We start from the raw sequence: 26,150 nt of genomic DNA on the forward strand, positions 1-26,150 counted from the left end.
GCGCTGCGCGGTGGCGCGCGGCGGCCCGTTGCGGACCGTCGCGTCAAGCATTACAGCGCGTGCGGCGCCTGCAGTTCGCCTTGCGCCGCGCCGGCCATCCGGCGCATGTCGAAGCCCGACGGGTGCTGGTACACGCGCAGCCCGAATTCCGGCAGCACCGCGATCAGGTGATCGAACAGGTCGGCCTGGATCGTCTCGTAGTCGACCCAGCTCGTCGTGTCGGTGAAGCAGTACAGTTCGAGCGGAATGCCTTCGGCCGTCAGCGGCAGCTGGCGCGCCATGCACGTCATGTCGCGGCGGATTCGCGGATGGCCCTTCAGGTAGTTCGCGACGTACGCGCGGAACGTGCCGAGATTCGTCAGCTGGCGGCGGTTCGCCGGGCATTCGCCCGCCGTGCCGAGCGTGCCGTTCCATTGCGCGATCGCGTCGACCTTGTCTTCCAGGTAGTCCTTCAGCAGCGTCAGGCGTTCGAGCCGTGCGATCTCGTCGTTGTCGAGAAAGCGGACGCTCGTCGCATCGATGAACAGCGCGCGCTTGATGCGGCGCCCGCCGGCTTCGGTCATCCCGCGCCAGTTCTGGTAGCTCTCGGTGATCAGCTTCCATGTCGGCACCGTGATGATCGTGTGATCGAAGTTCGCGACCTTCACCGTGTTCAGCGTGATGTCGATGACGGTGCCGTCCGCGCCGGCCGACGGCATCGTGATCCAGTCGCCGATCCGCAGCATGTCGTTCGACGACAGCTGCACGCCGGCCACGAGGCCGAGCAGCGTGTCCTTGAAGATCAGCATCAGCACTGCCGACATCGCGCCGATGCCCGACAGCAGCAAGCCGATCTGCTTGCCGGTCGCGTCGCCGATCACGACGAGCGCGGCCGTGATGTACATCACGAGCTTGACGAGCTGCATCGCGCCTTTGAGCGACAGGCGCGGCTGGTCGCGATGGCTCATGCGATGCGTGTGTTCGAGCGCGGACAGCGTCGCGCTGATCGTCATCGACACCACCAACACGATCAGCGCGAACAGCACCTTGTCGGCGGCCTGCGCGGCCGCGGCCGGGATCCCGGGCACTGCCGCGAGCCCGAGCTTGATCACGACGAACGGCACGATGCGGTTCAGCCACTTGAATGCGCCGAACTCGAACAGCGCGTCGTCGATGCGCGTGGCCGACAGCCGCGCGAGGCGCGCGACCACGCGGAACAACAGGAAATGGACGGCGGCCGTGATCGCGCCGGCGGCGGCGAGCAGAATGAGGAGGCCGACGAGCGGCGCAAACCAGGATTCGTTCAGGGTCATAAGGGCAAGCAGGGTCTTTCTTGTGCGTTGAATCTGCGCCGCGATGCGGCGCGCGCCCGATGAAGGGCACATGAAAGGGACCGTGATTGTGCCATCGGGTTCCGGGCGGATGGCGCGAATGCATGAGGTGGGGCTCCTGGACATCATCCACGCATTTCACGCATGCAAGATTCCAATGAAAGCCGGCCGGCACGCGGGCGGCTGCTGAAGGGCCTTCTGCCGGTTCGCCGCGCGTCGGCCATTCGCGACGTGTGCGCGGGCATCTCGCTCGCGTCGAGGGATATCCCACAGGTGCTCGGTTATGCGCCGATGGTCAAGCTCCGCTTTCTTGCCGATATCCTGCTGCGCACGATGCTGGTCGGCTTTCTCGCGGGTGTCGGCGTGCAAACGTCTATTGCAATGCTTTGTGACATTCTCAGGAAGTTGTTCTAAGAAGGCGCGCGCCATTTTGCGTGAGCGTCCGGAGCTGACCCGGAGCACTTGCCGCCCAACCAGATCAACTACCACCGTGGCTTGGCGATGGCCCTTACGCCATTCAAATTCATCCACGCTACACAGCGAATCGCTGACTCGTTCAGTTGGCCACGCTCCCTGCCATGAACCTAAGTTGCGCGCGAACCGGGGCTTTCTATATCTTTATGATCTCCGTGTTCTCGGGCCGACTTAACAATTGATTCATCATTGTTCTCGGACTCCCCTAGACCTCCATTATTTTGGGATGAATTCGTTGAGAGGCGTTATTCGCTATGCCGGTTGTGAGAAAAGTCCCGTATTATCAAATGGAATCGCGGCTGTTATATTCCGGCAAGCATTGGAAATGCTACTCGGGCGTAGTCGGATGCGTTCCCATCGATACGCAGCAGAAAATCTCGTTCGATAGGCTTGCGCCGAACGAGCCGCCACCGCCGAAGGCAGCCGCTCCGGTAGCGCCACACACGCCGCCCCCTGCGGTACCAGCATCTGCGAAACCGCCCGCCAAGCCTCCACCGAGCGATAAGCATCAAGACGCGGAGCGAGCTGATAAGCTGCCGGAGTTCGATCTGCAAGATATCCCCAAAGCGATGGACAAGATGGGTTGGCCGATTTCGGCCAAGCTTGCCCGAGAGTGGCTCGCGAGTCCAAAGCATGTCTATAACAACGATATCAACTCTGTACAGCCGCTCGACGATACGACAGTTACCCTGGATTGGGCATTGAAATTTCGCGGCGCATCCGCGCGACTCAATCAGCTCGTCAGACAAGCGATTTACACACCGAATGCTCTACGAGCGGCCTCTCAAGTCTTGGCGCCCGTAATCGAGAAAATTTTCTCGGCCGGGCGAGTGAATGCGGCGGGAGTCTCTATCGACACTTCCCCGTTTGTGAAAGATCCGCTCCAATTTCACATCGGTTGGGGGTTCCAATACCAGCCGGTATCATCTATCGATACACTCGATGGTACCGCGATGACCGACCTGACCGGTGCCTTGGCGAACTTCAACTTCTACGCGGCCATAGGGAAGGCGACCGTTACCGGGGAGCGCTATTACAAGTACGAAGGCGAGCACAAGATCTTTTGTCTCGAACCGGTCGTGCAAATTACACACGTCTATGTCTACATCAAAGACAGCTACTCGTTCAACGATGATTCGCCGGCCAAGAGTCAGTACCTCGGCCACTGGAACAAGAACGGCATGGTTCTGTCCTACGTCGCGGTCGTCAATGATTTTTTCAAAAGCAGCAACTTGAAGGTCGGGGACTCGACCATTGAGCAGTGGCGTTATCTACCTGAGGGGGACGAGGTCAACAAGCCGATTGACAGACGCACCAGTCTCTTTCGGAAATTTCTGGCGAAGGATGTCTACTGGCCAGTTCATAACAAGACGTACCGCGACTGGAGGTCGGCGCATAATCGTGGCGGCGACTTCATGATCTACAGTAAGCCCAAACTCCTCAAGCTGGACAAGCCCATCATTCTGACAATTGACACTATATGCAGAACCCTCCAGGCCGAGCAATGAAGGCAATCATTGCCATCCTCAAAGTGACGTTGGCCGTGGTCGCCGTATGCCTGGTTGTCGCAATCGCCTTGATGTTCTTGCCGGCCAACGTGAGGAACGCGATCACGCTTTTCTCATTCAAGAATGCGAAGCCCACGATCTTCGGGATCACGTCGATCGTTTTCGTCCTCGCCATCTACCGGCTTGCTAGAAGGCCGGGCCATTTGAGTCGGGCGAAGCGCATAGGCATGGCCATCGTCATGCTCGGATTTTTGGGATTCTTCTACCTCGTCAGCGTTCGCGGGATCGCGACTGACGACACCGATTGTGAGCGCTACGACTACAACACCAAACTGAATGGCGGTATCAAGCAGGTCGGCGACACGACCTACATCGTGAGCATCTGCGGAAGCGGCGGCCACGGCAACGGCCTTTTCGCCGATCAAAATGAGCAAGTCAAAATCGTCGTGGCCGATGCACACGGATCGACGCTGGCAACCCGGCTGTTTTTCGTGTTCTGGGGCGGGCGACCGGGCTACGAGCCTATCGAGATTCACGATGGCAAATTGTTCTACTTCGATGCGTCGGATCAGTACGATGGCATGCGATCGATTTCGATGCCACCCACCACGATCGACTGGATAGCAGCGAGAATTCCAATTTGGCTTCGCTGAGCTCGTCAACGCGCTGCACGCGCGCCGGATCGGCGTGCTGTTCGGGCGCGTGAACCGTTACCTGCAAGCGGACATGGCGCGCCACCGGATCACGGACATCGTCGGCGCGTCGTCCATCTTCCCGACACTGCATCAGACGCTGGAAGCAGCGGAGCGTGACGCCGGCCCAGCAGGAGCCGCGTGCGGTGTAGCGGCAGGCCCCGTCATTCAGCGCGAACCGACCCGCGCACCCCCGTCGGCCGTGCGCCCGCGCCACTCGACCATCGCGGCAGCCGCAGCGTCGTCACGAAGCTCGCCGCATGCAGCGCGCAAAGCAGGCCGAACGCCCACGCGTAGGCGACGCCGTGCGTGCCGCCCGTCGACACGGATTCGGCCTGCAGTCGCCACGCGAGAAACAGCGTGCAGATCGTCGTGAACGTCGGGCCGCCGAGGCGCTGGACGATATTGAGCGACGTCGTCGCCATTGGCAGGTTGCGCCGTTCGACCGACGCATACGCGGCGGACATCGACGGGATGCCGATCGCGCTCTGGCCCATCCCGCGCAGGAACAGCGCGGGCACCAGCACGTAGGGATCGTAGCCGGCCAGCGCGAGATACACGATCGGCAACGTCGCGACGAGCGCGAGCATCGCGCCGGCGGCGGCCAGCCGGCGCACGCCGAACCGGCTCGTCAGCGTACCCATCAACGGATACGTGACGAGCATGCCGAGCCCAAGCGGGGCCAGCAGCCAACCCATCTCGCCGGGCGAGCGGCCGCACGCCTGGATCAGGAATACCGGAATCAACATTTGGCCTGCGTAGATCGCGCCGTTCGACAGAAATTGCGTGGCGGCGGCCGCGCCGAACACGCGCGCGCGAAACAGCGCGACGTCGATCAGCGCACGCGCGCCTTTGCGTCGCTCGACGCGCAGGAACGCCGCGAGCAGCAGCACAGAAACAGCGATTGCCGCGATACCCGGCACGGCGTCGATCCGCTCCGCGCCATACAGGAACAGCACGAGCGCCGGCGACAGCAGCGCGAGGCCCACCCAATCGAGCTCGCGTCGCTGCGTGTCGTCGCGATCGCCCGGCAGGAACCACACGGCCAGCGCAAGCGCGAGCGCGCCGACCGGCAGGTTCACGAGAAAGAGCCAGCGCCACGACGCGTGCTGCAGGATCGCACCGGCGACGACCGGCCCCAGGATCGGCGCGATCAGCACGGGCACCGCCGCATAACCGATCACGCGCGCCATCTGCTGGCCGGCCACGCGCGCGATCATCATCTGCGCCATCGGCGCGAGCAGCCCGCCGCTGACGCCTTGCAACACGCGGAACGCGATCAGCGACGGCGCCGACCACGCGAGCCCGCACAGCGCCGACGTCAGCGTGAACGCGGAGAAACACCACAGGTACAGCGCCTTCGCACCGATGCGGTCGACCAACCAGCCGTTCAGCGGCAACACCAGCGTGAGCGCGAGCAGGTAGCCGCTCGTCACCCACTGGATCGTCGACAGGCTCGCGTGCAGGTCGGTCGCGAGGCTCGACAGCGATACGTTGACGATCGTCGCGTCGAGCTGCGACAGCAGGCCGCCGAGCGTCGCGACCGCGCTGACTTTCCAGATCGCCGGATCGAGCCGGCCGGCCGCATGACCCGGCGCCGGCTGAGTGCGTGTGTCGTTCATGCGCCGCGCCGGTCGAGCAGCGCGAGGATCTCTTGCGTCGAACCGGTCTCACCGAGACGCGGGAACACCCGTTCGACGCTGTTCGTGTGCGCGTCCGCGTTGAGGTCGGTCATCGCGTCGATCGCCAGCGTCACGTTGTAGCCGAGTTCGTGCGCCTGGCGTGCCGTCGATTCGACGCCGATGCTGGTCGCGACGCCGGTCAGCACGATCTGCGTGACGCCGGCTGCTTTCAGGTACGCGTCGAGACCGGTCGCGGTGAACGCGCCCCAGGTCTTCTTCGTCACGACGTGGTCGCCCGGCTGGCGGTTCAGTTCGGGTACGAGGTCGGTCCAGTCGGCAGGAAGGGCATCCAGACGTGCCTGCTGCTGCGTGCGGCCCGGCGCGCCGCCGGCGACGTTGACGAGGACGACCGGCAGCCTGCGCTCACGGAATGCGTCGAGCAGTTCGCGCGTGCGCTCGATTACCGGGGCGACCGGATGGGACGTCGGCAGCGCGACGATGCCTTTTTGCAGGTCGATGACGACGAGCGCCGTGTTCGTGTCGAGACGGGTTGTGCTCATGGTGCTGATGCTCCGTGAATTGGGCAAAGGAACGCGTGCGCGGATGCCGCGCCGCACGCGCGCGGCGGTCATTGCTCGCCGATGCGCCGGATCAGCGGAATCGCGGCGGCGAGCGTGCGGATCTCTTCAGGGTCGAGTTTCTCGATCGCGGCGCCGAGCCACTTGTGCTTCGCGGTGTCGCGCTTGCGTCGTCCTTCGCGGCCGGCCGCGGTCAGCAGGAACAGGATCTGGCGGCCGTCGGTCGGGTGCGGCTCGCGTTCGACGAGCCCGTCTTCCTCGAGGCTCGCGAGAATCGCCTTCATCGACTGCGGCTTCATCGCCTCCGCGCGGGCGAGGTCGGCGGTCGTCATCGGGCCCTGTCGTTCGAGCCGCGCGAGCGCGCTCGTCTGCGACATGCCGAGCCCTTCGGAGTCGATCTCGGAGCGTAGCCGGCGGATCAGCTGGCCGACCGCGAGGGTCAGGTCGGTGGCGACGGTGTCGGCGGATACGCCGGGTGTGCGTGGTGATGTCATGCGAAGGAGCATAGAACACGACAGTTAAACTTGCAAGTTTAGCTGTCGAATTGAGTATGAGGCCGGGATGTGCGGTGCGTTGGCGCGATCGGGTGGGGAACGGCGAGCGTCGGTGCGGCAGCGGCCGGTCCGCTGAACGAGCGGGTGAGCGGGGCGAGCGGGCGAGCAGCGCAGCCTGGCGCTACGCCCGGCGCGGCGACGGAACCGGAACCGTCACGACGTCGTGGTACTTCGGCGAAGCATCCTCGTGCAACAAATCGCCGAGATATTGCGCGAGTTCATCCGCGGCGAGCGCGGACGGAATCTGCAGATTGGCCGGCCGCCGCTTGCCCTCGGCGCCGAGATCGAACACGGTCCAGCGGTCGTTCGAGCGCACGACGGCGAGCAGGCGCCCGAATGCGTTGAAACGGTATTCGTCCTGTATGGCACCGCTCCTTCGTGAATGAGCGCGCCGGCCGCGCGCGCCGTGCTTACTGGATCGAGCAGTTCAGCCAGCGATGGATCTTCACCGCATCGCTCGACACGCCGGCGCGCGTCGGTGCGCCGAGCAGCACGATCGTTTCGCGGCGGCCCTTCACGCGCATGCGCATCACCACGCCGTGCCCCGATTCGTTGATGAAGCCGGTTTTCTGCAGCCGGATCGGCAGGCTGCCGCTGCGGACGAGCGGATCGGAGTTCACGTACAGCAGTTCGCCGTCTCCGGCTTGCACGGTGGTCGACGTGTCCGTCGAGAAGTAGCGTATCAGCGGATCCTGCGCGGCCGCGCCGACGAGCCGCGCGAGATCCTCGGCCGTGGACACGTTGTGCGGCGACAACCCGGTCGGTTCGCGGAAGTGCGTTTGACGCATCCCGAGCCGGCGCGCCTCGCGGTTCATCGCCTTCACGAACGCGGCACGGCCGCCCGGATAGTCGCGGCTCAGCGCGGCGGCCGCACGATTTTCCGACGACATCAGCGCGATATGGAACATCTGGCGGCGCGACAGTTCGGCGCCGATCGGCAGCCGCGAACCGGTGAACTTGATCGTGTCGCGGTCGCGTGACGTGACGCGCAGCACGCCGTTCAGCGGCCGGTCCGCGTCGCGCGCGACTACGGCGGTCATCAGCTTCGAGATCGACGCGATCGGCCGCACGGTGCGTGCGTTGCGGGCCAGCAGCGGCGTGCCGGAATCGACGTCGAGCACGTAGGCCGCGCGTGAGTGGAGCGAGCGCACCGCGCGCGGGCTATAGCCGCAGCTCGCGAGCAGGCGCGGCTTCGCGGCGGGGCGCGGACGAACCGCGTTCGTGCGTTTCGCGCGCCGGTGCTGCGGCGCGGGCGCGGCGTGACGCTTGACCGAGTGATGCTTGACGCGTGGACGGCGGTGCTTGACGGCCTTGTGCTTGCGGTGGGCGGGGGCCTTCTTGACGACTTTTGCATGCGCATGCGGCGCCGCGGTGCGATGCGGCTGCGCGCGCTGCGCGGACGCGTTCGTTGCGAACGCGAGTGTCAGGAACGAGAGGGCGAGGATCAGGATGGTCCGGGCGCGAGGCAGGCGCGCGATGAGGCCGGTCAAGCGAAAGTCTCCTTTTCACGCGCGTTGCGGCGGCGCGAAATGCATGGGCGGTGAGCGGGTGCGGGAAATTATAAGGTCGATCGCACGGCGATGACGATCGATGTGCACGCAATGATGCGTGATGCGGGCGGATTCCTGCTGTTTTTTTGCGGGTGATCGAAGATGCGCGTCCAGCGCAATGCGCGCGACGAGCAGGCTCAGCGCGGCCAGTTCCGTCGCGACACGACCGCGAAGCTGATCGCGATCGAACCCGTGATGGCGCGCGGCGGCGCGTCGTCCAGCGCATCGCCGAAGCGAAAGCGGCGGCTGCGTCCGTCCACATGTGCAGCACGTTCGGCACGACGCTCCGGCGCCGGCGCATCGGGCTCGACACGGCTTTCGTCGGCGACCGCGGTGTCGCACGAGATATCGGTCAGGCATTCGGCCGCATGATCAACGGACATAAAGTGAATTCCAGAAGAGGGCATGTCCGTATTGAACGTCACGCCGTTCGATCAGTAAAATGAATGTTTCGATCGATACGATTCCTTTAAAGAATGGAATTGAAACTGCTGCGCACCTTCCTGACGGTTACCGAGCTCAGCCATTTCAGCCGCGCGGCCGACGCGCTGCACATGAGCCAGCCGGCGCTGAGCAAGCAGATCGGCGCGCTCGAGGCGAGCCTCGGCGGCAAGCTGTTCGAGCGCGGCCGGCACGGCGCGGAACTGACGCCGTTCGGCGAACGCTTCCTGCCCGATGCGCAGGCGCTCGTGCGCGATGCCGACGAAATCCTCGCGCGTGCGCGGGAGGCGACCAGCGGACAACGCGGGCATCTGCGGCTCGGCATCTGCCTGTCGGTGCTGACGCTCGTGCCCAAGCTCGTCGCGGAATTCCGTCGCCGCAATCCGGGTATCGCGGTCACGCTGAGCGACCTGTCGTCGTCCGAGCAAACACGCCGGCTGCGCGCCGGCAAGCTCGACGCCGGCTTTCTGCGTCTGCCGTCCGATGAAGGGCTGTCGTCGTTCAAGGTGATCGACGAGGCGCTCGCGCTCGCGGTGCCGCCGCATCTCGGCTTCAAGCGCGTGCCGGCCGATCTCGACGTGCTCAACGAGATCGGCTTCATCGCGCTGCAGCGCGCGCGCGGCCCGGGGCTCGCCGCGCAGATCGACCGGTGGTGCGTCGAGCGGCGCTTCGTGCCGCAGGTCATGCAGCAGGCGGAGGACGTGCAATCGGTGCTCACGTCGGTCGCGGCCGGGGTGGGCGTCGCGTTCATTCCGTCGGGCGCGCAGTACCTGCTGCGCGACGCGACCGTCCTGCCGCTCGACGGCAGGGACGCGAAATGGCGCGTCGGGCTCGCATGGCTGTCCGAGCGCGACGATCCGGTGACCACGCGTTTCGTGTCGTTCATGCGCGCGGCGATCAAGGGCGCGTGACGGCGGCGTATAGTGCTCGCGATGGCATTCTTCCTGCATTCCGGCCCGGCGCCGGCTCACGAATCCGACCCGATGACTTCAGAATCCGACGACGCTCCGCTCGATCCCGCACTCGTTGCGACGCTCGCGACGCTGCACGAAGCCGCGACCGATCCGTCCGGCAAGACCTGGTCGCTGCCGAAGATCGCGAAGCGCACGCAATTGCCGATGAGCACGCTGCGTCGAGTGCTGACGCAGCTCGACGCCGCCGGCCTGAGCGCGACGACGCTGAGCGACGACGGCACCGGCAGCGCCGCATTGACCGAAGAGGGGCGCGCCGTGTGCGCGCAGCTGTTCGGCGCGAACGACGCCGAATGAAAAAACGGACCGCCCGAAGGCGGTCCGTCGCATGACGGTGCGACATGCGGCATCGGCCGCATCACCGCGGTATCACCACCGCACCGTCAACCCGCCCATCACGGAGTGACGGTAGGTCTGGTCGTTCAGTCCGTGCCGATAGCCAATGTCGAGATCGAGCCACGGCTTCGGCGAATAGATCGCACCGGCGATCACGAACGCCGGATTCGCGCCGGCGCCGCTTTCCGCGTTGCGCGACGTGCCGACGTCCGCCACGATCTGCAGCGTGTCGGTCGCCTTGTAGATCGCCGCGCCGGAGAAGGCCCAGATCGCCGTCAGGTCGCCCTGGCGATTCGGCTGGTACGTCATGCCCGCATTCGCGAGAAACGAGAACCGCGACACGTCGATTTGCGCGAGCAGCGTCGCGCCGGTTCCCACGCGGCCGGTGCCGAGCCCGCGCCGGTCGTTGCCTGTGGGCATCGTCGCCATCGGCTTCAGCGCGAGCGACAGCGGCCCGCGTTCGACAAACCGCCACTTCATGCCGATCTCGACATCGCCGAATCCGGCGCCGTTCTCGTCGGTGCGCGTTTGCAGATGCGTGTAGGGCGCGTTGACGTAGACATCGACGCGTTCGCCGAAGCCGCGCGTGAGCGTCGCGTTCCACATCTGGTGGCGGCCGTTTTCGTCCTGTTTCGAGGTTTCCTCGGCATTGAGCTCGAACTGCCAGTTCGCGTTGCCCTGGGTACCCGGGTCGTCGCTGACGAGCGGGTGGGCGGCAAAGGCGTCGAGTGGCGCGAGCAGGGCGCTCGCGGCCGCGAGCGGAAGCATTCTTTTCATCACGTTACCCTTGGTGCGTCGGCGGCGGCCGGCCCCGCGCGGGCCGGCACGCCGTCGTCCGGAGGAAATCAGAACCACTGCTTGTAGCGACGCACATAGATCGTCTTGACGATCTGCGCGAGCAGGATGTAGCCGACCATCGTCGCCGCGAGCCACAGCCAGTAGGTGCCCGGCAGGTGCATGAAGCTGAGCGAATCTGCGAACGGGGAGAACGGCAGCCAGCAGCCGATGGCGATCGCGGTGAATGTCGACAGCAGCACCGGCAGTGCGGCCGTGCTCTGCAGGAACGGGATCTTCTGCGTGCGCAGCAGATGCACGACGAGTGTCTGCGACACGAGGCTCTCGATGAACCAGCCCGAGTTCATCACGACCTGGCCGCCCGTGCCGCCGTGCAGGTGATACATCGCACCCGCGCCGAACACGGTCCACATCAGGATGTACGTCGTGATGTCGAACACCGACGACGTCGGGCCAACCCACAGCATGAAGCGGCTGATGTTGCCGGCTTCCCACTTGCGCGGCTTCTTCAGGAACTCCGGATCCATCCGGTCCCACGGCAGCAGCATCTGCGACGTGTCGTAGATCAGGTTCAGCACCAGCAGCTGGGTCGCGAGCATCGGCTCCCACGGCAGGAACGCGCTGGCGACGAGCACCGAGAACACGTTGCCGAAGTTCGAGCTGGCGGTCATGTTCAGGTACTTCAGGATGTTGCCGAACGTCTCGCGGCCCTTGATCACGCCTTCCTCGAGCACCATCAGGCTCTTTTCGAGCAGGATGATGTCGGCGGTTTCCTTCGCGATGTCGGCGCCGCTGTCGACCGAAATGCCGACGTCGGCGTCGCGCAGCGCGGGTGCGTCGTTGATGCCGTCGCCGAGGAAGCCGACCGTGTGGCCGTTCGCCTGCAGAGCCTTCACGATGCGCGCCTTCTGCAGTGGCGTGAGCTTCGCGAACACCGTCGTGCGTTCGACGACCTGCGCGAGCGTCGCGTCGTCGAGCGCCTCGATTTCGGCGCCGAGCACCGGCTTGCCCGGCTGGAGGCCGACCTGGCGGCAGACCTTCATCGTGACGGTCGGGTTGTCGCCCGTCAGCACCTTCACCGACACACCGTTCTCGCGCAGCGCGGCGAGCGCCGGCGCGGCCGATTCCTTCGGCGGATCGAGGAAGGTCAGGAAGCCGCGCACGACGAGGTCGCGCTCGTCGGCGGTGCGGTATTGCTCGCGTTCGTCGCCGCGCGGGATCGTGCGCGTCGCGAGCACCAGCACGCGGAAGCCGTCCTCGTTGTACGCGTTCGCCTGTTCGAGCAGCCGCTTGCGCGCGACGAAGTCGAGCGGTCGCACGCCGTCCTCATCCTGCACATGGGTCGACACCGCGAGCATTTCCTCGACCGCACCCTTGCAGATCAGCTGGTGCGTGCCGTGCGTGTCCTCGACGACGACCGACAGGCGGCGGCGCACGAAATCGAACGGCAGCTCGTCGATCTTCTTGTAGCCTTGCGGCTTCACGCGCTCGCCGATCTCGTCGGCGCGTGCGACCACGGCGATGTCGATCAGGTTCTTCTGGCCGCTCTGATGGAAGCTGTTCAGCCAGCCGAGCCGCAGGATGTCCTCGTTCTTGTGGCCGGACAGGTCGAGATGGTGTTCGAGGATGATCTTGTCCTGCGTGAGCGTGCCGGTCTTGTCGGTGCACAGCACGTCCATCGCGCCGAAGTTCTGCACGGAGTTCAGCCGCTTCACGACGACCTTGCGGCGCGCCATCGCGATCGCGCCGCGCGCGAGGTTCGCGCTGACGATCATCGGCAGCATCTCGGGCGTGAGGCCGACAGCCACCGCGAGCGCGAACGTGAGCGCGCTCAGCCAGTCGCCCTTGGTCAGGCCGTTGATCATGAACACGATCGGCACCATCACGAACATGAACTTGATCAGCAGCCAGCTCACGCTCGCGACGCCGCGATCGAAGCTCGTCTCGATCCGCTTGTGGCTCACGACGTTGCGCGCGAGCGAACCGAAGTAGGTGTCCTCGCCGGTCGCGACGACGACGGCCGTCGCGGTGCCGCTTACCACGTTGGTGCCCATGAAGCACACATTTTCGAGATCGAGCAGCGACGTCGACGTGTCGTTCGCCGCGCCTGGCGCGCCGGCCATGCCCGTGTGCGCCGACTTGCCGGCGACCGCGCCGAGCGTGTCGTACTTCTCGACCGGCAGCGCTTCGCCGGTCAGCACGGCCTGGCTGATGAACAGGTCGCGCGACGCGAGCAGGCGCACGTCGGCGGGAATCATGTCGCCGGCCGACAGGTGCACGATGTCGCCGACCACCACTTCGCGCATCGGCACCTCGCGGCGCGCGGGCTCGGACGTGTCGGTCACCGCGCGCTGCACGGTCGCCGTCGTGCGGACCATCGCCTTGAGCTTTTCCGCCGCACGCAGCGAACGGAATTCCTGCACGAAGCGCAGCAGCGCGCTGATCGTGACCATCGTCAGCAGGATCGTCATGCCGACGTAGTCGCGCTCGCCGGGCGCCGCGAAGTAGACGTCGGTGCAGAAGCTGATCGCGGCCAGCACCAGCAGCACATAGACGAACGGATTGTGGAACGCGTGCAGCAGCTGGCGGGTCCAGTGCGGCGGCTTGTCGTGCGCGATTTCGTTCGGACCGTGATGCTGAAGACGATCGGCGGCCTGGTCGTAGGTCAGGCCGCGCGTGCTGGTGCGCAGCGACTTGAAGGTTTCTTCGAGCGGGCGGGCCGCTTCCTGCGCGGCGCGCATGACGCGCGGTTCGTTCTGCTGACCGGGGCCGGCGTTGATGAAGCCGCGCTGTTTCTTTTGCGTGGGTTTGCGTTGTGTCATGAGTCGCTCCTTGCGCACGAGGCGGCGGGCGGGGAGCGACCGTGACGTTATCGACGCACGAACGCTCCCCGCCGCGTCGCGTCAGGCGCGATCGGGTGTGGATCAGTAAAGAGGGGAACGCTCGCCGGCGCGCGGAGTGTTGCGGTCGGAGGATCGATGCGCAGCGGCGCACCGGCGAGCGATAATCGACTACTGTCGTCCGAGTTCATCTGCACTCCTGTCGGTTGCGGGTAGCGGGCGCGGGCGATCGGCAGCCGCGCACGCACGAAGGCGCGCGGCGCAATGGCACGCGAACGGAACACGCGCGCAGCTCGCGCGGCGCGCAGCACGAACACACGCGCGGCAGCGTACGGTTACGCGGCGCGGGCATTCGGCGATATCGAAAAAATTCGGCGGGGGATTCTGGCCGGTAATCAGGCCGGAAGGACGCCGCATCCTGCTTCCCGGGATGCGGCAGAAGACGAGGCTCTGCGCGGTTTCCTCAGGCAGCAGTCAAGTTGGTCGAGGACCAACTACAACTCGCATCGGTGTTCACAGAACACTCCATGTAATCAGACGGGGCGATGGTAATGGCTCGTCGTGCGAAGCGTCAACCTTTTTTCCGCCCTTTATTTTCCGGCAATTCTTGCAGAACGTTAGCGCGACTTAACGCGACGAGATCGGCTGCGCGCATGAAAAAACCGCGCGCATGGCAATGCATGCGCGCGGTCGCGTCGACGCAGCGTGCGGCTTACTGGATGGCAGCCATGACGGCGGCACCTGCATCGGCGATGCCGGCGCCCGCCGGCAGCGCGGTGCACGACGTGCTGGTCGGCAGCATCGCCGCACGCGCGCCGCCTTGCAGCTTCTGCTGGATCTGCGTGGGCGTGAGGTTGCCGTTCATCGACAACATCAGCCCGACGATGCCCGATACCTGCGGCGTCGCGAGACTCGTGCCGCTCGCGGTGCCGTACGTGTCCGCGCCCGGCGTCGTCGTGCCGCCGTTGGCCGTCGACAGGATGCTGACGCCCGGTGCGCTCAGCGCGACGTCGGAACCGAAGTTGCTGAACGATGCGCGGCGGCCGGTCGCGTCGGTCGCGCCGACGCTGATCACGCCGCGGCAGTTCGCGGGCTGGTCGAACGCGGTCGACAGGCCGTCGTTGCCGGCGGCGACGACGACGGTCACGCCCTTCGCGTTCACGTCGTCGATTGCCTGCTGGAACGTCGCGCTACATGCGCCGACACCACCCAGGCTCAGGTTGATGACCTTCGCGGGATTCGGGTTGGTCGCCACGCCGACGACCGGAATGCCGGCCGCCCAGCGCATTGCGTCGGCGATGTCGCTCGTCTTGCCGCCGCACTTGCCGAGCACGCGCACCGGCAGGATCCGGCCGAGCCACGACACGCCGGCGACGCCGATTCCGTTGTTGGCGTTCGCGCCGATCACGCCCATCACGCGTGTGCCGTGCCAGCTGCTGGTGCTCGGTTCGCTTGCGCAGTGATAGTACGGGCCGTTGACATCGTCGAGTTCCTGTTGCGTGACCCAGTCGCCCGGATCGGTGGCATCGGTGCCGCGCGTCTGGCCGTTGTTGCTCGTGTTGATGTTCGAGATGAAGTTGTAGCCGGGCAGCAGGTTGCCGACGAGGTCGGGGTGCGGGCGGTAGCCGGTATCGAGCACGGCCGTGACGACCGTCGGTGAACCCTTGGTGCGCGTCCACGCGGGCGGCGTGTTGATGCCGACGCTCGCATCGGACAGATACCACTGCTGGCTGTATGAGGGGTCGCTCGGCGTGTCGCGGATTCGCATCGGGTGATCCGGTTCCGCGTAGTCGACGTCGCCGTCGGCCGCGAATGCCTGCGCGAGCGCCGCCGCGTCGCCGGACGCGATACGCTGGCCGATCGACAGCACGGCCGCGCCATCCGAGAGCGTCCGCTCGACCTGCACGTTCAGCGATGCCTGCGACGCCGTCACGGCGGCATACGCACGGGCGGCGCTCGTCGCCGTCGGCGCCGACCATCGCGTGATCGAGCGCTGGATCACCGCGTCGAGCCGCGTGCCGGTGTCCAGGGCCGCCATCGCGCGCGTTGCCGTCAGCGTCTTCAGCTTCACGATCAGGTGATCGACCGGCGGCTCGGCCGGTGCGGTGGTCTGGGCGGCCATCTGCGCGGCGGCCTGCTGCGTCGTGCACGCGTTGCCGCCGCTGGGGGCGGGCGGGGTCGTCGGGGGTGCGGGAGTCGGCGTCGGAGCGGGCGACGGCGCGGGGGCCGGCGCTTCATTGGACGAAGACGGTTTGCTGCCGTCGCCGCCACCGCCGCCGCAGCCGGCGAGGGGAAGCAGGGCCGCGGCGGAGAGCATGCCGGCAAGCATGCGCGCGTGAGCGGAGCGGGCCAGCGCGATATTGAAACGTGTGGCTCTCATGGGTGAAGCGATCCTCGTAGATAACCGTCGTGCCGGCGGTCGTACCTGGTCCGGAGGAACACCGGACAATGTCGTTTTTGTCTGACGTCTGCCGCGAGGTTGCTGCGACGCGCCATGGATTGGGTAACGGCTACTGCGGGCGCTTCTTGAGTCGTTGTAGGAGAAAAAGTGAGATAACCGCAAACGATTGCGATGCTGCGTTGCAGCAATATTGCGGGTCGGATGGCCATGAGCCGGCAGGCAGGACGCGACCGCATGCCGCCGATCGGGCGCGAGCGCGGAGCGACGCGCGTTTGCGCGCCACGGCAAATGCAGCTGCCGCGGGCGCCGGCTCCTTACGCTTTCCCTGATGCGACGCGAATTTTGTCGGGCGTACGATCGCGATTCGATCAACGTTTCGTCAGGAGAAAAGCATGGATCGCCGCTTCCGTTGGCTGGCCGTCGCGCTGACCTGCGCACTGGCAGGCACCGCGCACGCGCAGGCGCTCACCGGCACGCTGAAGAAGATCAAGGACACGGGCATCGTGTCGCTGGGTATCCGCGAATCGTCGGTGCCGTTCTCGTATTCGGACAACCAGCAGAAGAACATCGGCTACTCGCGCGACATCGCGGCGCGCATCATCGACGCGCTCAAGGCGGAGCTGAAGGCGCCGAACCTGACGGTGAAGGAAATTCCGATCACGTCGCAGAACCGGATTCCGCTGCTGCAGAACGGCACGATCGACTTCGAGTGCGGGTCGACGACCAACACGCTCGAGCGGCAGAAGCAGGCCGCATTCTCGAACAGCATCTTCTTGTACGGGATCCGTTTCAGCACGCGCAAGGATTCGGGCGTGAAGGACTTCGCGGACCTGGCCGGCAAGACGGTCGCGACGACGGCCGGCACGTCGGACGAGCGCCTGCTGCGCAAGCTCAACGAGGAGAAGGGGATGAACATGACGATCATCAGCGCGAAGGACCACGCCGAAGCGTTCATGAACGTCACGACGGGGCGCGCGGTCGCGTTCGTGATGGACGAGCCGCTGCTGTACGGCGAGATCGCGAAGGACCGCAACCCGGGCGCGTACACGGTGGCGGGCACGCCGCTCGTCCATGAGAACTACGCCTGCATGATGCGCAAGGACGATCCTGCGTTCAAGCACGTGGTCGACGGCGTGATCGCGAAGCTGCAGACTTCCGGCGCGGCCGAGAAGCTCTACGACCAGTGGTTCATGCAGCCGATTCCGCCGAAGGGCGTGAGCCTTAACTATCCGCTGTCGCCGGAGATGAAGCAGCTGTTCAGGAATCCGACGGATCAGGCGCAGTACTGAGCAGGATGTCGAGTTAGCGTGCGGGCCGACACGTAGCGTGCTCGGCCCTGCACGATCGAATCTGTCCGGCCTGCGGGCCGGCGTCGCGGCGCGCATCCTGCGGCCGTAGTGGGGTCCGTGCGCATCGCGCCGGATGCTGAAATCCGTCCTCTGATCCCTCGCCGCACGCGTCGCGCGTGTCGTGCCGCATTTCAAAGGGCCTCGATCCGGGGCCCGTCTCCACCGGTCTTTTCCCTCCTTCCCCCAACGCATGCTCGTGCCGACGCGTGGTGCGCGTGTGCGTGCCGACTCGCGTCCGGTGATGTCGTCTGCCGCGTAAACCCGAATTCAGATTTCAATTTGAACTGGTCAGAATCGGCCGAAATTGTTCAACAATTTTCGGCGGAAAATCCCGGAAAGCCGCATACGGCGGCCCGCGGGAGGCGTTGCGACGTTTCAGCGCGGGAGCCGAATAACCCAGGAGCTTCGCCATGTCCGCTCGTTTCCCGCTTCGACATTTCCTCCGCGGCGCGCTCGTGCCGCTTGCATTCGCGTGCTCGCTCGCGGCCGCGGCGCCGCTGCAGACGGTGCGGCCCGGCACCTTGCTGGTGGGCTCCGACCTCACGTATCCGCCTTACGCGTACCTCGAAGCCGGCAAGCCAGCCGGCTTCGACGCCGAGTTCGCGCGGCTGCTCGCACGTCACCTGAAGCTGGAGCCGGTGTTCCTCGACACGCGGTTTCCGGACCTGATCCTCGGCATGAAGGCGCGCCGTTTCGACGTCGTTGCATCGGCGCTGTACGTGACGCCCGATCGCGTGAAGCAGGTCGATTTCGTGCCGTACCTGAAGACGGGCGCATCGCTGCTCGTCGCGAAGGGCAGCGCGTTCCTGCCGAAGACGCCGCAGGACCTGTGCGGCAAGCGGGTTGGCTCGATCAAGGGGGCGTCGTGGACGCCGAAGCTGCGTGCGGTGTCGCAGGACACGTGCAAGGCGGCCGGGCGCGACGAGATCGCGATCCTCGAGTTCCCGACGTCGCCGGAAGCGACGTCGGCGCTGATGTCGAAGGCGGTCGATGTCCAGATCGAGGACGCGGCCGTCGCGCAGGGGATTCCGAAACAGACGAACGGGCGTGTCGACATCAGTTCGACGACGCTGTTGTATCCGATCGTCATCGGCCTCGGTATGACGAAGGGCGATAGCGGCCTGCAGGGTGCGCTCGAGCGCGCATTGAACGATGCGAAGCGCAGCGGCGAGTACGGCAGCCTCGTGAAGAAATACGGGTTGCAGGAGCCGACGGCCGCCGACGTCGCCAATGCGCTCGGTACTGCGAAGTAGGCACGCAGCAAGGCTGTAGCAAGCACGACCCGACCACCGCGCGCCGCGCGGCCGCATCTCCATCCGCGGTTGAGGAGTCATCGATGCAGTTCGATTGGCACTATGCGTTTCAGCTCTTGTGGGACAAGGATTTCTGGCGCGCCTGCGTCGTGGTCGTCGAACTCAGCGTCGTCGCATGGCTGCTCGGCGTGTTGCTCGGGTTTCCGGTGGCGCTCGCGAGACAGTCGCACCGCCCGCTGCTGAAGCGGGCGGCGGCCGTCTACATCTGGTTCTTCCGCAGCCTGCCGCTGCTCGTGCTGCTGGTCTTCATCTACAACCTGCCGCAAGTCTTTCCCGCAACCAGCGCGGTGCTGTCCGATCCGTTCACGGCAGGCCTGATCGCGATGGTGCTGAGCGAGACCGCGTATTTCGCGGAAATCCATCGCGGCGGGATCCTGTCGGTGCCGCGCGGGCAACTCGAGGCCGGCCGCGCGCTGGGTATCCGCTTCGCCGGCATCCAGCGGTTGATCGTGATGCCGCAGGCGATCCGCATCGCGCTGCCCGCGCTCGCGAACGAGTTCATCACGATCGTGAAGCTCACGTCGCTGGTGTCGGTGATTTCGCTGGCCGAGATCCTGCTCGTCGGGCAGCGGCTGTACACGCAGAATTTCCTCGTGTTCGAAACGATGCTGGCCGTCGCGTTCTACTACGTGTTGATCGTGACTGTGTTCAGCCGGCTGCTCGGCTATCTCGAGCGGCACCTCGACGTCAGTCGGCGCACGCCCGTCCAGGCCGACGACATCGATCTTGCGTTGCCGCCTTCGGCGCCGGCCGTCGCGCCGAGGCAGCGGGCGAACGCCGAATTCGCGCTTCGCCTGAAAGGCGTGCAGCAGCGCTACGGTCGCCACGAAGTGTTGAAGGACATTCATCTCGACGTCGTGCCGGGGCAGGTCGTATCGATCATCGGCCCGTCCGGCTCGGGCAAGACGTCGTTGATCCGCACCATCAACGGGCTCGCGCCGGTGAACGCGGGCGAGATCGACCTGTACGGCGAGCCGTTCATCCGCGCGTCGGGTTCGCATCCGCCGCGCGTGTCGCACGAGCGCATCCTCGATATCGGCATGGTGTTCCAGAGCTTCAACCTGTTCCCGCACCGCACCGCGCTGCAGAACGTGATGATGGCGCCGTGCTATCACCGGCAGGCCGATGCGGCGGCGATCCGGCTGCAGGCGCTGTCGCTGCTCTCGAAGGTCGGGATGCTCGAACATGCGAACAAGTATCCGCACCAGCTTTCCGGCGGCCAGCAGCAGCGTGTGGCCATCGCACGCGCACTCGCGACGCGGCCGTCGATCATGCTGTTCGACGAGCCGACCTCCGCGCTCGATCCCGAGCTCGTCGGCGAAGTATTGAAGGTCGTCGAGACGCTGGCGAAGGAAGGGATGACGATGATCATCGTGACGCACGAAATGAACTTCGCGTTCAAGGTCTCCGACCGGATCGTGTTCATGGAAAGCGGGCGCATCCTGTACGACGTGCCGCCGGAGCGGATTCGCGGCAGCGGCGACACGCGCGTGAAGGATTTTCTGAAACACGTACACATCGCATGACGAACGACTGGACCGGAGCACGAATGGACCCGACGGGCTTTCGGCTGGGCGACATGAACGCACGCTCGTGTGCGGAGCGGCTGAGCGCGTGTCTCGCACGCGCCGATGCGTCACCCGGCGACATCGGAACCGCGTGGCTCGCGCGGCGCGACGCCGCCGCGCTTGCCGACGCGCGTGCATGGGATGCAGCGCTGCGCGGCGGTGCGGTTGATGCGCCGCTGGCCGGCGCCGTGCTGACGGTGAAGGCCTGTTTCGATTGCGAAGGGTGGATCACGCATGCCGGCTCGCGTGTACTGGCCGACGAGCCGCCGGCACGCACCGACGCCGCGATGGTGTCGATGCTGCGCCGGGCCGGCGCGGTGCTGGTCGCGCAGACGGCGATGACCGAGTTCGCGTATGGCGCGCTCGGTGTGAATCATGCGTACGGTACGCCGACGACACCGCTCGATGTGCGGCGCGAGCGAGTGGCCGGCGGATCGAGTTCGGGCGCGGCGGTGTCGGTGGCGCTCGGCGCGGGCGACCTGTCGCTGGGTTCCGATACGAGCGGGTCGGCACGCATTCCGGCCGCATTCTGCGGGGTGACCGGATTCAAGCCGTCGCGTGGGCGCTATGCAAGCGACGGCATGCAGCTCCTGTCGACGAGCTTCGACGTGCCGGGCCTGCTGGCCGCGACGGTCGAGCTTTGCCGGCAGGCCGACGTCGCGTTGCACGGCCGCGATGCGCGGCGACGACGACCGGCGACGATCCGCGATCTGCAGTTCGTCGTGCCCGAACCATTCGCCACCGACGACGTGGATCCGGTCGTCGGACGCGCATTCGACGCGTGGCTGTCCCGACTGTCCGCGCACGGCGCGCGCATCCGGCGCACGCGGCTCGATTGCGTGGCCGAGGCCGGCGCGGTCGCCCGCGCGGGCGGCATCATCGCGGCCGAGGCGTTCATGCTCCATCGTGCGCGGCTGGCGACGGCGGCCGACCGTTACGATCCGCTGGTCGGCGCGCGCATTGCCGCGGGCGAGCAGGTGCGCGCGCACGATTACGCGGCGGCGCTGCTGCGTCTGACTGCACTGGCCGACACGTATCACGCCGAACTCGGCGACGCGGACGCGGTGCTGACGCCGACGGTGTCGATGTTGCCGCCGCGCGTGGCCGATCTGGCCGACGAAGCCGCGTACCTCGAGCAGAACGCGCGTGCGTTCCGGCTGACCGAATTCGCGAACCGGCTCGACCTGCCGAGCATCAGCGTGCCGGGCGACCTGCGCAACTGGCAACCCGTCGGCTTGCTGATCACCGGGCGTCGACACGAAGACGCGCGGCTGCTCGATGTCGCGGCGATGGTCGAGCGCGCGCTGACCGATTCCACATGACAGGTTTCCCGCGGCAGGGATCGCCTTGCCATTTTCACCATTACTCGTTACTCATCAGAGGTGCTTATGATCGTCGTGAAATCGACCGATATCGCCAATACCGAACGCCACGCGCGCGGCCCGGGCTGGGACAGCAAGCGCATGATCGTGAAGCAGGACGGCGTCGGCTATTCCGTCCACGAGACGCGAGTGCATGAAGGCGCGGAACTGCATCTGCACTACAAGAATCACTTCGAGACCAACTACTGCGTGGCCGGGGAAGGGGAAGTCGTCGATACGGCCACCGGCGACGTGCACCGGATCACGCCCGGCACGATCTATGCGCTGAACCTGAACGATCCGCATATCCTGCGCGCGACGCGCGGCGACCTGCATCTGGTGTGCGTGTTCAACCCGCCGTTGACGGGGCTCGAGACACATCGGGAAGACGGCAGTTACGCGTTGCCGACGGAACAGCAAGCGTGACGGGCCGTTACGCGCCGCTTCATGCGGCGCAATGGCGGCACCGTGTTCGGGTTCAGGCCGCCTCGCGGTGGCTGCGCTTGATCGCGTCGACGAGCATCCGCTCGGAATCGTCGAGATAGCGCGCGAGGGCGGTAACGGCTTCGCTGCGACGGTTCTGCGTGAGCAGGTCGTAGATCTGGTATTCGCGCTGGATCCAGTCGGGCGTTTGCACGCGCTTCTCGTCGGGATCGGCGGCGAAGACGAGGCGCAGCTGTGCCGAGATGGTCCGGAAGAACTCGTCGAGCAGCGCCGACTTCTGCAGCGCGACGATGTGCTGGTGGAATCGCAGGCTGTGCGTGCCGACGGCCTGCCAGTTTTCCTTGGCGAGCTCGCGTTCGGCCGCGCGAATCGCGCTCTGCATTTTCTCGAGCAGCGCCGGCTGCGCGAGTTCCGCCGTGTTCAACGCATGCAGTTCGAGCGTGCGGCGCGCGACGTAGAGATCGCGCACGTCCTGGCGATTCAGCGTGCGCACGACCACGCCCTTGTGCCGCACGAACGTGACGAGCCCTTCACGACCGAGCTGATGCAGGACTTCGCGAAGCGAGTTGCGCGATGTGTCGTATTCGGCCGCGAGGTCCATCTCGATCAGCGCGGTGCCGGGCGGCAGCTTGCCGCTGATGATGTGTTCGCGCAGTTGATGGCTGATCCGGTCGGCGACCGACTGTCCTCGCGCTTTTTCGCTTGCCATTCGTTTCGTTCGCTCCTCTGGCGTCGTTACGCCGTCTTGTCGTGCTGCCAATCGGCGTGCGGCGGCTGCATCCCGTGCAGGCCGCGGTACGGCGCGACGGGCGGCGACGTCCAGCCTTCGAGCAGGCTCGGATCGAGCCGGTACACCTCGACGCCGAGCGGCCGGCACACGTCGATCGGGTCGCGCGCGTCGGGCCCCCACATCGGGACGGACAGGTCGCCGCCCGGACACGTGGACATCGCGCACAGCACGTCGATTTCCGCGAAGAACTCGAGGTAGTCGCCCGGCTGCGCGGGGCAGGCCTTCATGAAGTACTTGTCGTCGTCGTTCAGGCCCGTGCACTGGAATACGTTGAGCACGTCGTGCACGTCGAATTCGGTCAGCCCGTACGGCGCGACCGCGCGCACGAGGTTCGAATGACAGTGGAAATGAAAATCCTCGCCGGTCAGCAGCTTGTTCACGTACGGGTCGCAGCGCGTGCCGAGCAGGTCGTGCACGCGGCCGCCGTCGCCGTCGACGCCGTAGCCGGCGAGTGTGTCGTCGGTGATCGTGACCATCGGACGGAGGTAGGGCAAGGTCGACCAGAGCCGGTCGAACGTCGTCACGTGCGCGGCCTGCAACTGGCGCGTGCGCGATGCCCACATGCGTTCGCGCGGATTGTGCAGGTTCCACATGTTGAAGTCGGCGACTTGCGGGCCTTCGAGCGTGACGATCCGGAACACGTGACCGGCCGGCACCGTCCACGCGAAGCCGCTGCGGATCGGCACGACGTGCGACGCGATCCGTTCGCGCGCGTCGTGACGTCGGGCGATCGCGGAATAAAAGGCTTTGTCGACATTCAGGACGGAACCCTTGGTGACCTGGTAGGCGGCGGGATAGTTCGACATGACGCGGTACTCTCGGGGAAGGTTGTCAGGTGCGGCGATCCGGCCGTAGCCCTTTGTGGTGGTCGCTCACGCGTCAATGTTCATGCTGGATTGTTCAACAATATATTGGCGCTTCGCGGAGTATAGGGTGAAGGCGGGGAGGTGTGTCAATCGGTGGAAAGCACCGAGTGCCGGGGTGGCGGCGCGATCGCGGCGGCGCGGGCGAACGTTCGGCGCCGCCAATGAAAAAACCGCCGGCACATGCCGGCGGTTTCGGTTTTCGGCCCGGTCGCTCGCGCGACGGAACCGGGCGTCAGGCCTTGATTTCCGGCCCGCGTGCGGCCGGCCGGGCCGGAGCCGACGGTGCCGGCGCCGGCGCCGGCGCACGCGTGGACGGCTGCGCCGGCACGATCACGACGACCGGTTGCGGCATGGCCCACATCGGCATCGCGAACCCGACCGGTTGCGGCATCGGCATCGCGAACGCGTTGGCGAGCGCGACGTGCTGCAGCGCCATCATCTGCTGCTGTATGGCGACCATCTGCGCCTGGGCCGCCTGCATCTGATACTGCGCGACCTGCATCTGCCGCAACGCGGCCGCGGGCGGCATGCTGCCCGACGACGACGTCTGCATCTCGAAGCTCGCGCCGCCACGCGGGCTGTGCCAGCTCCACGTGCGGACCTGCATTGGGCCGACGGCCGTCTGGACGACGCGCGTATCGGTTTTCACGGGCACGGCCTGCCCATTGACATTGACGAACATCGGTTGTGCTGCCGGAGCGGCGTCGGCCTGCCCGGCCAGGGCGAGCACGGGCATCAACGCCAGCGTGCCCGCCGCCATATACGAACGGAATCGCATGTTCGGATCTCCATCAAACGAGACTGATCGAATCAACAATGCACGAATCGTGCGGCTCACGGACTGAGCCACGAAGGACTATGCGAGCGCCGGCTTAAATCTGGCTTAAAACCGGGGCGGGACCGCGGAGCGAGGGCTGGGTGGGGCGCTGGGCGATTCGCCGACGCCCGTGAACAGCCCGTTTTGCGCGTTTCGAGATATGCCGCAATCGGCATTTCAACCTCGCGCCCGCCATGGTATTGCCGTCGCGCCGCGCCACAACAGGCACAATACGCGCTTCGTTTCGCCGCGCACCGCTGTTCGAGATTCGAACAAGCGGGCGCGTGTCCCCGCTGTCGAAATCCTTCCCGGTTCTCATGAACGCCTCGCTCACTCCCGCGCGCGAATCGAACTCGCCGCGCTTCCTGCTGTTTCTGATTTGCCTGTTCTCGTCCGCCGGCCAGCTCGCGATCGACATCTACGTGCCCGCGCTGCCCGACATGGCGCGCTCGTTCGCGACCACGCCGCAGGCGATCCAGTCGAGCGTGTCCGGCTACATGGCCGCGTATGCGCTCGGCCAGCTGATCTTCGGCCCGGTGGCCGATGCGTACGGACGCAAGCGCGTGCTCGCGTTCGGGCTCGTCATCTACACGATCGGCTGCCTGCTGTCGCTCGGCGCGCCGAATCTGGAGACGTTCATACTGGCGCGCTGCCTGCAGGGCTTCGGGATCGCGACCACCAACCTGCTCGCGAAGGCGATCATCACCGACTCGTTCTCGGGCCAGGCGCTGATGCATGCGTTCACCTACATGTCGATCGCGTGGGGGCTCGCGCCGATCATCGCGCCGGTGATCGGCGCGCACCTGCAGGAATGGTTCGGCTGGCGCGCGTGCCTCGTGTTCCTGCTGGTGTATTCGCTGGTGATGTGGGCGCTGTGGTGGCATTACCGGGAAACCTTGCCGAAACCGGTCCATCTCGAGCCGCGCACGCTGATCGCGAACGCGGGCAAGGTGCTCGGGAGCCCAGTGTTCCAGAGCTGCTTCCTCGCCCAGGGGCTGTGCTACAGCATCCTGCTGGTGTTCAACATCGTCGGGCCGTTCATGGTGCAGACCACGCTGCACAAGCCGCCGACCTTCTTCGGCTATCTCGCGCTCGGGATCGGGCTGATGTATTTCCTCGGCGGGCTGTCGAACCGGATTCACGGGCGCGGGCTGCCGAGCCCCGAGCAGCGGCTGCGCATCGGCGCGCGCGTGATGGCGGTCGCGGCGGTCGTGATGCTCGTGCTGGCGCTGACCGTCGGCCTGCGCGTGTGGACGCTCGCGACGCCGGTGCTCGTAATGGGCCTCTGCGCGGGCGCGATGTATCCGACGCTGATGGCGAAGGGCAATTCGCTGTTTCCGCATATCGCGGGGCTGACGAGCGCGATCCTCGGGTGCGCGCTGCTGCTCGTGTCGTCCGCGATGATGGGGCTGGCCGGCTTCGTGTCGGTGCAGGTGCTGACGCCGCTCGCGGTGTTCTTCGTCGCGCTGTCGTTCATCGTCGTATGGATGGTGACGAAGCTGTTGCGCTACCTGACGCAGCAGCAAGCCGCGAGCGTCGCTTGCGGGAGCGGGGAGGCGGCGTAAGCCGC

General features: G+C 65.9%; 24 protein-coding genes and 3 pseudogenes. 12 read left to right on the forward strand and 15 right to left on the reverse strand.

Annotation, left to right across the window (positions count from 1 at the left end; genetic code table 11):
- Window positions 1–50: 50 nt before the first annotated feature.
- On the reverse strand, window positions 51–1,292 hold the full coding sequence (locus tag SB771_RS13865) for a mechanosensitive ion channel family protein (RefSeq protein ID WP_175659088.1): 1,242 nt from the start codon (window positions 1,290–1,292) through the stop codon (window positions 51–53).
- Window positions 1,293–1,454: 162 nt separating this feature from the next.
- Here SB771_RS13865 and SB771_RS13870 point away from each other — a divergent pair.
- Window positions 1,455–1,709, forward strand: a pseudogene (locus SB771_RS13870) (hypothetical protein); the annotation flags it as partial.
- On the opposite strand, the pseudogene SB771_RS13875 reads toward SB771_RS13870, so the two are convergent.
- A pseudogene (locus SB771_RS13875) lies at window positions 1,695–1,844 on the reverse strand (transposase); the annotation flags it as partial. The pseudogenes SB771_RS13870 and SB771_RS13875 sit on opposite strands and share 15 nt — an antisense overlap.
- 227 nt (window positions 1,845–2,071) lie before the next feature.
- Between SB771_RS13875 and SB771_RS13880 the strand changes: the two are divergent.
- From SB771_RS13880 to SB771_RS13890, 3 genes and pseudogenes are all read left to right on the forward strand, one after another.
- Entirely contained in the window at window positions 2,072–3,292 is a 1,221-nt protein-coding gene (locus tag SB771_RS13880; protein WP_175659090.1) for a DUF6402 family protein, read from the forward strand.
- A complete protein-coding gene (locus SB771_RS13885) occupies window positions 3,289–3,945 on the forward strand; it encodes a hypothetical protein (RefSeq protein WP_233410228.1) in 657 nt (218 codons plus the stop codon). Before SB771_RS13880 ends, SB771_RS13885 begins: the two co-directional genes overlap by 4 nt.
- A pseudogene (locus SB771_RS13890) lies at window positions 3,944–4,136 on the forward strand (sodium-independent anion transporter); the annotation flags it as partial. The gene SB771_RS13885 and the pseudogene SB771_RS13890, both read left to right, overlap by 2 nt.
- A 12-nt stretch (window positions 4,137–4,148) precedes the next feature.
- Here the strand turns inward: SB771_RS13890 and SB771_RS13895 are convergent.
- From SB771_RS13895 to SB771_RS13920, 6 genes are all read right to left on the reverse strand, one after another.
- Entirely contained in the window at window positions 4,149–5,606 is a 1,458-nt protein-coding gene (locus tag SB771_RS13895; RefSeq protein WP_175659092.1) for a DHA2 family efflux MFS transporter permease subunit, read from the reverse strand.
- On the reverse strand, window positions 5,603–6,166 hold the full coding sequence (locus tag SB771_RS13900) for a cysteine hydrolase (RefSeq protein WP_175659093.1): 564 nt from the start codon (window positions 6,164–6,166) through the stop codon (window positions 5,603–5,605). The genes SB771_RS13895 and SB771_RS13900 overlap by 4 nt, the downstream gene beginning before the upstream one ends.
- Window positions 6,167–6,234: 68 nt before the next feature.
- On the reverse strand, window positions 6,235–6,690 hold the full coding sequence (locus SB771_RS13905) for a MarR family winged helix-turn-helix transcriptional regulator (protein ID WP_175659094.1): 456 nt from the start codon (window positions 6,688–6,690) through the stop codon (window positions 6,235–6,237).
- Window positions 6,691–6,859: 169 nt separating this feature from the next.
- Window positions 6,860–7,102, reverse strand: coding sequence for a hypothetical protein (locus tag SB771_RS13910; RefSeq protein WP_175659741.1), 243 nt, complete (start codon window positions 7,100–7,102; stop codon window positions 6,860–6,862).
- Window positions 7,103–7,148: 46 nt separating this feature from the next.
- Window positions 7,149–8,228: a serine hydrolase gene (locus SB771_RS13915; RefSeq protein WP_175659095.1), complete on the reverse strand. Its 1,080-nt coding sequence runs from the start codon at window positions 8,226–8,228 to the stop codon at window positions 7,149–7,151.
- Between the two features lie 197 nt (window positions 8,229–8,425).
- Window positions 8,426–8,671: a hypothetical protein gene (locus tag SB771_RS13920; protein WP_175659096.1), complete on the reverse strand. Its 246-nt coding sequence runs from the start codon at window positions 8,669–8,671 to the stop codon at window positions 8,426–8,428.
- A 93-nt stretch (window positions 8,672–8,764) separates the two neighbouring features.
- Between SB771_RS13920 and SB771_RS13925 the strand changes: the two genes are divergently transcribed.
- Both SB771_RS13925 and SB771_RS13930 read left to right on the forward strand, forming a co-directional pair.
- Window positions 8,765–9,640 carry a LysR family transcriptional regulator gene (locus tag SB771_RS13925; protein ID WP_175659097.1) on the forward strand — a complete coding sequence of 292 codons (876 nt, stop codon included), beginning with the start codon at window positions 8,765–8,767 and terminating at the stop codon, window positions 9,638–9,640.
- 72 nt (window positions 9,641–9,712) lie between these two features.
- Window positions 9,713–9,997, forward strand: a complete 285-nt coding sequence (locus SB771_RS13930) for a transcriptional regulator (protein WP_041490183.1) — start codon at window positions 9,713–9,715, stop codon at window positions 9,995–9,997.
- A gap of 72 nt (window positions 9,998–10,069) precedes the next feature.
- Here SB771_RS13930 and SB771_RS13935 read toward each other — a convergent pair whose 3' ends face one another.
- From SB771_RS13935 to SB771_RS13945, 3 genes are all read right to left on the reverse strand, one after another.
- On the reverse strand, window positions 10,070–10,813 hold the full coding sequence (locus SB771_RS13935) for a transporter (protein WP_175659099.1): 744 nt from the start codon (window positions 10,811–10,813) through the stop codon (window positions 10,070–10,072).
- A gap of 68 nt (window positions 10,814–10,881) precedes the next feature.
- Entirely contained in the window at window positions 10,882–13,653 is a 2,772-nt protein-coding gene (gene mgtA, locus SB771_RS13940; protein ID WP_175659100.1) for a magnesium-translocating P-type ATPase, read from the reverse strand.
- A gap of 730 nt (window positions 13,654–14,383) precedes the next feature.
- On the reverse strand, window positions 14,384–16,051 hold the full coding sequence (locus SB771_RS13945) for a S8 family peptidase (protein ID WP_175659101.1): 1,668 nt from the start codon (window positions 16,049–16,051) through the stop codon (window positions 14,384–14,386).
- A gap of 413 nt (window positions 16,052–16,464) precedes the next feature.
- On the opposite strand from SB771_RS13945, the gene SB771_RS13950 reads away from it, so the two are divergent.
- Window positions 16,465–17,361, forward strand: coding sequence for a glutamate/aspartate ABC transporter substrate-binding protein (locus SB771_RS13950; protein WP_105831185.1), 897 nt, complete (start codon window positions 16,465–16,467; stop codon window positions 17,359–17,361).
- 334 nt (window positions 17,362–17,695) lie between these two features.
- On the opposite strand, the gene SB771_RS13955 is transcribed toward SB771_RS13950, so the two are convergent.
- On the reverse strand, window positions 17,696–17,833 hold the full coding sequence (locus SB771_RS13955) for a hypothetical protein (RefSeq protein WP_158380540.1): 138 nt from the start codon (window positions 17,831–17,833) through the stop codon (window positions 17,696–17,698).
- On the opposite strand from SB771_RS13955, the gene SB771_RS13960 reads away from it, so the two are divergent.
- The 4 genes from SB771_RS13960 (at window position 17,832) to SB771_RS13975 (ending at window position 22,089) form a co-directional block, all read left to right on the forward strand.
- Window positions 17,832–18,674, forward strand: a complete 843-nt coding sequence (locus SB771_RS13960; RefSeq protein ID WP_175659102.1) for an ABC transporter substrate-binding protein — start codon at window positions 17,832–17,834, stop codon at window positions 18,672–18,674. The two genes, SB771_RS13955 and SB771_RS13960, sit on opposite strands and share 2 nt — an antisense overlap.
- An 83-nt stretch (window positions 18,675–18,757) precedes the next feature.
- On the forward strand, window positions 18,758–20,260 hold the full coding sequence (locus SB771_RS13965; RefSeq protein WP_175659103.1) for an amino acid ABC transporter permease/ATP-binding protein: 1,503 nt from the start codon (window positions 18,758–18,760) through the stop codon (window positions 20,258–20,260).
- 23 nt (window positions 20,261–20,283) lie between these two features.
- The gene (locus SB771_RS13970; protein WP_175659104.1) at window positions 20,284–21,624 is read left to right on the forward strand and encodes an amidase family protein; all 1,341 of its coding nucleotides are present in this window, start codon (window positions 20,284–20,286) and stop codon (window positions 21,622–21,624) included.
- Window positions 21,625–21,690: 66 nt separating this feature from the next.
- Window positions 21,691–22,089 (forward strand): ectoine synthase, encoded by a 399-nt coding sequence (locus SB771_RS13975; RefSeq protein WP_175659105.1) that lies wholly within the window; start codon window positions 21,691–21,693, stop codon window positions 22,087–22,089.
- Window positions 22,090–22,141: 52 nt separating this feature from the next.
- Here SB771_RS13975 and SB771_RS13980 read toward each other — a convergent pair whose 3' ends face one another.
- From SB771_RS13980 to SB771_RS13990, 3 genes are all read right to left on the reverse strand, one after another.
- On the reverse strand, window positions 22,142–22,816 hold the full coding sequence (locus SB771_RS13980; RefSeq protein ID WP_105831181.1) for a GntR family transcriptional regulator: 675 nt from the start codon (window positions 22,814–22,816) through the stop codon (window positions 22,142–22,144).
- 26 nt (window positions 22,817–22,842) lie between these two features.
- Window positions 22,843–23,703 carry an urea carboxylase-associated family protein gene (locus tag SB771_RS13985; RefSeq protein WP_012366212.1) on the reverse strand — a complete coding sequence of 287 codons (861 nt, stop codon included), beginning with the start codon at window positions 23,701–23,703 and terminating at the stop codon, window positions 22,843–22,845.
- Between the two features lie 292 nt (window positions 23,704–23,995).
- A complete protein-coding gene (locus SB771_RS13990) occupies window positions 23,996–24,541 on the reverse strand; it encodes a hypothetical protein (protein ID WP_175659106.1) in 546 nt (181 codons plus the stop codon).
- Between the two features lie 356 nt (window positions 24,542–24,897).
- Between SB771_RS13990 and SB771_RS13995 the strand changes: the two genes are divergently transcribed.
- A complete protein-coding gene (locus SB771_RS13995) occupies window positions 24,898–26,145 on the forward strand; it encodes a multidrug effflux MFS transporter (protein ID WP_175659107.1) in 1,248 nt (415 codons plus the stop codon).
- Window positions 26,146–26,150 lie beyond the last annotated feature (5 nt).

The organism is Burkholderia sp. SIMBA_051 (assembly GCF_046534915.1).
Lineage (GTDB): Bacteria > Pseudomonadota > Gammaproteobacteria > Burkholderiales > Burkholderiaceae > Burkholderia > Burkholderia ambifaria.

What these genes read in the sequence shown, in the direction of transcription:
- SB771_RS13960 (WP_175659102.1), top strand. Translation starts at nt 17,832, where the DNA reads ATGTCCGCTCGTTTCCCGCTTCGACATTTCCTCCGCGGCGCGCTCGTG.
- SB771_RS13865 (WP_175659088.1), bottom strand. Translation starts at nt 1,292, where the DNA reads ATGACCCTGAACGAATCCTGGTTTGCGCCGCTCGTCGGCCTCCTCATT.
- SB771_RS13975 (WP_175659105.1), top strand. Translation starts at nt 21,691, where the DNA reads ATGATCGTCGTGAAATCGACCGATATCGCCAATACCGAACGCCACGCG.
- mgtA (WP_175659100.1), bottom strand. Translation starts at nt 13,653, where the DNA reads ATGACACAACGCAAACCCACGCAAAAGAAACAGCGCGGCTTCATCAAC.
- SB771_RS13885 (WP_233410228.1), top strand. Translation starts at nt 3,289, where the DNA reads ATGAAGGCAATCATTGCCATCCTCAAAGTGACGTTGGCCGTGGTCGCC.
- SB771_RS13935 (WP_175659099.1), bottom strand. Translation starts at nt 10,813, where the DNA reads ATGAAAAGAATGCTTCCGCTCGCGGCCGCGAGCGCCCTGCTCGCGCCA.
- SB771_RS13950 (WP_105831185.1), top strand. Translation starts at nt 16,465, where the DNA reads ATGGATCGCCGCTTCCGTTGGCTGGCCGTCGCGCTGACCTGCGCACTG.
- SB771_RS13880 (WP_175659090.1), top strand. Translation starts at nt 2,072, where the DNA reads ATGGAATCGCGGCTGTTATATTCCGGCAAGCATTGGAAATGCTACTCG.
- SB771_RS13965 (WP_175659103.1), top strand. Translation starts at nt 18,758, where the DNA reads ATGCAGTTCGATTGGCACTATGCGTTTCAGCTCTTGTGGGACAAGGAT.
- SB771_RS13900 (WP_175659093.1), bottom strand. Translation starts at nt 6,166, where the DNA reads ATGAGCACAACCCGTCTCGACACGAACACGGCGCTCGTCGTCATCGAC.
- SB771_RS13930 (WP_041490183.1), top strand. Translation starts at nt 9,713, where the DNA reads ATGACTTCAGAATCCGACGACGCTCCGCTCGATCCCGCACTCGTTGCG.
- SB771_RS13920 (WP_175659096.1), bottom strand. Translation starts at nt 8,671, where the DNA reads ATGTCCGTTGATCATGCGGCCGAATGCCTGACCGATATCTCGTGCGAC.
- SB771_RS13895 (WP_175659092.1), bottom strand. Translation starts at nt 5,606, where the DNA reads ATGAACGACACACGCACTCAGCCGGCGCCGGGTCATGCGGCCGGCCGG.
- SB771_RS13905 (WP_175659094.1), bottom strand. Translation starts at nt 6,690, where the DNA reads ATGCTCCTTCGCATGACATCACCACGCACACCCGGCGTATCCGCCGAC.
- SB771_RS13945 (WP_175659101.1), bottom strand. Translation starts at nt 16,051, where the DNA reads ATGAGAGCCACACGTTTCAATATCGCGCTGGCCCGCTCCGCTCACGCG.
- SB771_RS13990 (WP_175659106.1), bottom strand. Translation starts at nt 24,541, where the DNA reads ATGCGATTCCGTTCGTATATGGCGGCGGGCACGCTGGCGTTGATGCCC.
- SB771_RS13985 (WP_012366212.1), bottom strand. Translation starts at nt 23,703, where the DNA reads ATGTCGAACTATCCCGCCGCCTACCAGGTCACCAAGGGTTCCGTCCTG.
- SB771_RS13955 (WP_158380540.1), bottom strand. Translation starts at nt 17,833, where the DNA reads ATGGCGAAGCTCCTGGGTTATTCGGCTCCCGCGCTGAAACGTCGCAAC.
- SB771_RS13970 (WP_175659104.1), top strand. Translation starts at nt 20,284, where the DNA reads ATGGACCCGACGGGCTTTCGGCTGGGCGACATGAACGCACGCTCGTGT.
- SB771_RS13980 (WP_105831181.1), bottom strand. Translation starts at nt 22,816, where the DNA reads ATGGCAAGCGAAAAAGCGCGAGGACAGTCGGTCGCCGACCGGATCAGC.
- SB771_RS13995 (WP_175659107.1), top strand. Translation starts at nt 24,898, where the DNA reads ATGAACGCCTCGCTCACTCCCGCGCGCGAATCGAACTCGCCGCGCTTC.
- SB771_RS13925 (WP_175659097.1), top strand. Translation starts at nt 8,765, where the DNA reads ATGGAATTGAAACTGCTGCGCACCTTCCTGACGGTTACCGAGCTCAGC.